The 4,430-nt window shown below is 55.5% G+C and carries 5 protein-coding genes; 4 read left to right on the plus strand and 1 reads right to left on the minus strand.

The annotated features are described in order from the left end of the window. Together NP596_RS20025 and NP596_RS20030 are read left to right on the plus strand one after the other, a co-directional pair. Positions 1–335, plus strand: a 335-nt coding sequence (locus NP596_RS20025; protein ID WP_256617163.1) for a hypothetical protein, incomplete at its 5' end; no start/stop codon positions are given. 161 nt (positions 336–496) lie between these two features. Beyond that, positions 497–1,369: a toll/interleukin-1 receptor domain-containing protein gene (locus NP596_RS20030; protein ID WP_256617164.1), complete on the plus strand. Its 873-nt coding sequence runs from the start codon at positions 497–499 to the stop codon at positions 1,367–1,369. Positions 1,370–1,385: 16 nt separating this feature from the next. On the opposite strand, the gene NP596_RS20035 is transcribed toward NP596_RS20030, so the two are convergent. Further along, on the minus strand, positions 1,386–2,939 hold the full coding sequence (locus NP596_RS20035) for a sigma 54-interacting transcriptional regulator (protein WP_256617165.1): 1,554 nt from the start codon (positions 2,937–2,939) through the stop codon (positions 1,386–1,388). 210 nt (positions 2,940–3,149) lie between these two features. Between NP596_RS20035 and NP596_RS20040 the strand changes: the two genes are divergently transcribed. After that, positions 3,150–3,800: a DUF938 domain-containing protein gene (locus NP596_RS20040; protein WP_256617166.1), complete on the plus strand. Its 651-nt coding sequence runs from the start codon at positions 3,150–3,152 to the stop codon at positions 3,798–3,800. Positions 3,801–3,812: 12 nt separating this feature from the next. Continuing rightward, positions 3,813–4,391: a beta-class carbonic anhydrase gene (locus tag NP596_RS20045; protein WP_256617167.1), complete on the plus strand. Its 579-nt coding sequence runs from the start codon at positions 3,813–3,815 to the stop codon at positions 4,389–4,391. Positions 4,392–4,430: the final 39 nt, after the last annotated feature.

The raw sequence follows: 4,430 nt of genomic DNA on the forward strand, positions 1-4,430 counted from the left end.
CGGAGCCGTCCTTCGAGCAGCGCGTCCGCCAAGGCCGGCGCTTCGAGCAGGACGCGGCGGCACAGGATTACACGAAAAAACATGTACTGCCCGCCATGAGCGACGCCCTGTCCAAGTCCCTAACCGATTGCCTGGCGCAACCCGGTGCCAGTACCGAAAAATTCACCCTGGTGGCGGACATCCTGCCGGACGGCGGCATAAGCAACGTGGACTACCGGCCCGCCACCAATACCGCCGAGTGTTTCGGCCATGCCTTCCACGGTTTGAGTTTAGCGCCGCTGCCGAACGAGTTAAGCGACCTGCCGGTTTTTTTCGACCTGATGTTGCACGATTAAGCTTAGGATATAACTTACCGAGAGATTCCCTGTGGAGCGGCTTTAGCCGCGATGAGCGCCCTGATCGGGGCTAAAGCCGCTCCTACCGGCAATAAATCCGAAAATGCGGGGATGTTATTTTTGACGAAATCCTTAACGCCAACCGATACCGGAACACCGCCATGAGCAAAATCTTTATTTCCTACCGCCGCGAAGACAGCGCCGGTTATTCCGGCCGACTGGCCGACCGGCTGGCGTTAACCTTTGGCGATCGGCAAATTTTCAGGGATTTCGAGGATATCAATCCCGGCCAGAATTTCGCCGAATCCATCCAGGCCGGTTTATCCGGCGCGGACGTGTTTCTGGTGGTGATAGGTCCGCGTTGGTTACAGGTGACGGACCACAACGGCCGGCGCCGGCTGGATAATGCCGAGGATTTTGTGCGGCTGGAAATCGAAACGGCCTTGCAGCGCGACATTCAAATCATCCCGATTCTAGTCAACGGCGCAAAGATGCCGCGCACGGCCGACTTGCCGACCAGCCTCACCACTCTAATCTACCGGCAGGCGCTTGAATTGAGCGACAGCCGCTGGGAACAGGATGTCGGCAAGCTGATCGGTCACATTAAAAATTACGTCAAACCGGTTAAAAACAATTGGAGCCCGCGCCGAATAGCTGTTTATGCCGTAACCACCCTGCTGGCCCTAGCCGGCATGGCCGTTTGGCTAAGCCGGCAGCCGGCGGATTTTTCCGGTCAATGGTATTTTGCCGGCGGCGATTATTTGCTGATCAGCCAGCAGGACAACCGGGTCAAAATCGAACGCATAGACCCGGCCATGCAAACCGTTTACGAACGCGGCGAAGGCCAGGTGGACGGCCGCCGCTTAACCTTTAATCTGGAACCGGTTTACAGCGACCGCTTTAAACACCGGGGCATCGTCAAAAAGTCCTGGAACGGCCAAACCCTGGCGGGCGAATTGATCGAAGTGTTTTCCGATACCCACGACAGATTGGTTTTGGATAAACAGCCGCCCGCCAAAGCGGCCGGCAACTAACCGCGGGCCGGAGCCATCAATCCCGAAATTTGCGGGCATCCAGCCGATATTTTTTCAATTTGCCGTACACCGCGCGCGGGGTTAAGCCCATCGCCGCCGCCACTTGTTTAATGTCGCCCTTATGGGTTTGCAGCGCCTGGCTTAAAAAATTCCGTTCGGCTTCCGCCAAGGTGTGTTGTTTAAAGGCGTTCCAATCCGCGACGGCGTCGGACCGATTCTTCCGGTCCAACTCCAGATGAATCAACTCGTTGCCTTTACAAAACAAGACGCTACGCTCCAGGGTATTTTCCAGTTCGCGCACGTTACCGGGCCAATGATAGGCGCGAATCTGTCCCATCACCTCCCGGCTCACCGTTTCGACGCTTTTGCCGTACTTATCGTGCAGGCGTTTCAGAATCAGCTGTACCAAATGCGGCAAATCCTCCGGGCGTTGCGCCAGCGGCGGAATCCATAAGCGCACCACGTTCAAACGGTAAAACAGATCCTGCCGGAACAAGCCCTGCTCGACATGCTGCTCCAACTGCCGGTTACTGGCGGCGATGATGCGCACGTCCACGCTCAAGGTATGCTTGCCGCCGACCCGTTCCATTTCGCCTTCCTGCAGCACCCGCAATAAACCGGTTTGCGCGGCGGGCGACAAGGCATCCACTTCATCCAGAAACAAGGTCCCGCCTTCCGCCCGCTCGAAGAAGCCCTGGTGCACTTCCACCGCGCCGGTAAACGCGCCTTTCTCGTGCCCGAACAGGGCGGTTTCGATCAGCGTTTCCGGGATGGTGCCGCAATTGATGGCGATAAACGGCTTGTGGCCGCGATCGCTCATGGCATGCACGGCGCGGGCAATCAGCTCTTTACCGACGCCGGTTTCGCCGCTGATCAGCACCGTGGCCCGGGTTGGCGCCACCACTTCCACTTGCTGCAACACGTTTTGCATGGCCTGCGATTTGGCGATAATCACCGGCGCCGGCTTGACCGCATGTTGCTTGGGTTTGCTCCACCAGACATTGCGCATGCGTTCTTCGATTAAGGAATGCAAGGCCAGCATTTCCTTTTTGGCATCCGGCTGGTCCTGGCGGCGGTATTCCAAACCCGGTTTGTCCGCCGCCGCATTGCAATCGGTGTGTATGCACACTTCGCAACCGCCGTTCTGGCGCGCTATGCTTTTTTTGATCTCCACCTTGGCATAGCCGAAGTTACGAGCGGCAATGCCGCCGAACACGCTGGAGGTCATCCGGCACAGTTCCGGAAAATTGGTAACGCCGTCCCCGAACGGACAGCGGCTATTCACCACCGTGATAGTGCTGTTTTCCAGCGAAGCCAGCGAAAAATTACCGCCTATCCGGTTCTTCAAGCCCAGGATCAAATCGATATAGCTTTCCCTGTCCAATTCATGTTGTTTGCCGTATTCGTCGCGGTAGGTCTGTTCGAAATATTGGCCGGCGCTTTTGGCGATGCGTTCGATCAAGGATTCGCAATAGCCGCCGCCTTCCTGTTCGCAGGCATGCATCAATTCCAGGATGAAGGTCTGCAGAAAAAATACCGGAGAAATCTGGGAAAAATCGTGCTCGTTCATGGCGTTTTTTGAAATTGAATTTCACTTATTGAAACATAACTTCCCATAACACCCAAACCATAAACATGGCCTCCTTGATTTTTAAGGATAAAAACCGGCATTACCGATTGGCCCCGGAAATGCTTTAACAAACCGTGGCCGACTTATTACGGCCGCGCATACCGCCGCAACAGACGGCGGATAAACAAACAACAACACTGGAGACCTTTCATGAGTGAAAAACCGCCTTTAAATCCGCACCCCCTTAGCGAATACGTGGCTTGGGCCGGCAACCGCAACCGCGAGCCTATTTTGGGCGTACTAAAGGAAAAACTGCCCAAGCAAAAAGGCCGGGTACTGGAAATGGCCAGCGGCAGCGGCATGCATATCAATTTCTTCGCCCCGCATTTCGACCATTTACACTTCCACCCCACCGACAGGGATGAGGACGTGTTCGACAACATCAAAAAGCTGACCGTCGACCATGCCAACGACAACATCGCCGATCCGGTACACCTGGATTTGACCCAACCCGACACTTGGTTCAACCCCGGCGATAAAAACAGCTTCGACGCCATTTTTTGCATCAATATTTTTCAGGTGGCGCCGATTTCGATTGCCGACGGCATGATGGAGTGCGCATCGCACCTGTTGAACGACGACGGCATTTTGTTGATCTACGGCCCTTTCCGCGTCGAAGGCAGCTTCACCACCGAATCCAACGAGGAATTCCATAAAACCTTGTCGTCATACGAAGTACCGGAATGGGGTTTGAAGGACGTGGCCGACTTGAAAAATGCCGCCGCCAACCATGGTATGGTATTGAAGGAAATCATCGACATGCCGGCCAATAACTTCTCTTTAATCTTCGGCCGCGGCTGAAGGAGGTACAGCATGAGTACAATCCTGAACGAAGTATTACACGCCAACAGAAACTACAGCGCCGATTTCGACAAGGGCGATTTACCGATGCCGCCCGGCCGGCGCTTCGCCATTTTGACCTGCATGGATGCCCGTCTGGATCCGGCCAAATACGCCGGCCTGTCCGAAGGCGACGCCCATGTGATCCGCAACGCCGGCGGCCGCGCCAGCGACGACGCGATCCGCTCGCTGGTGATTTCGTATAAATTGCTGGGCACCCGGGAATGGTTTGTGATTCACCATACCGATTGCGGCATGGAGACCTTTACCAACGAGATCATGAGCGATTTGTTGAGCAAAAGCCTGAAAACCGCCAGCGTCGACAGCAGCGGCTGGCATGATTGCTGCGAAGGTCCAGGATGCACGGACGGCAAATTCATCAACTGGCTCACTATCAAAGATCAAGCAGAGAGCGTCACCGAAGATGTGGTACGAATTAAATCTCATCCGCTGGTACCGGCGGATATTCCTGTCTACGGATTTATTTATGATGTTAAATCCGGCCAACTTATTGAAGTGCCTGCCGCCACGGCGGCCGGGCGCGCCGGGTAATGGCCAAGCCGAAAGCGGCACTAGTGCTGGGCGTGGGGC

The organism is Methylomonas rivi (assembly GCF_024505165.1).
GTDB lineage: Bacteria > Pseudomonadota > Gammaproteobacteria > Methylococcales > Methylomonadaceae > Methylomonas > Methylomonas rivi.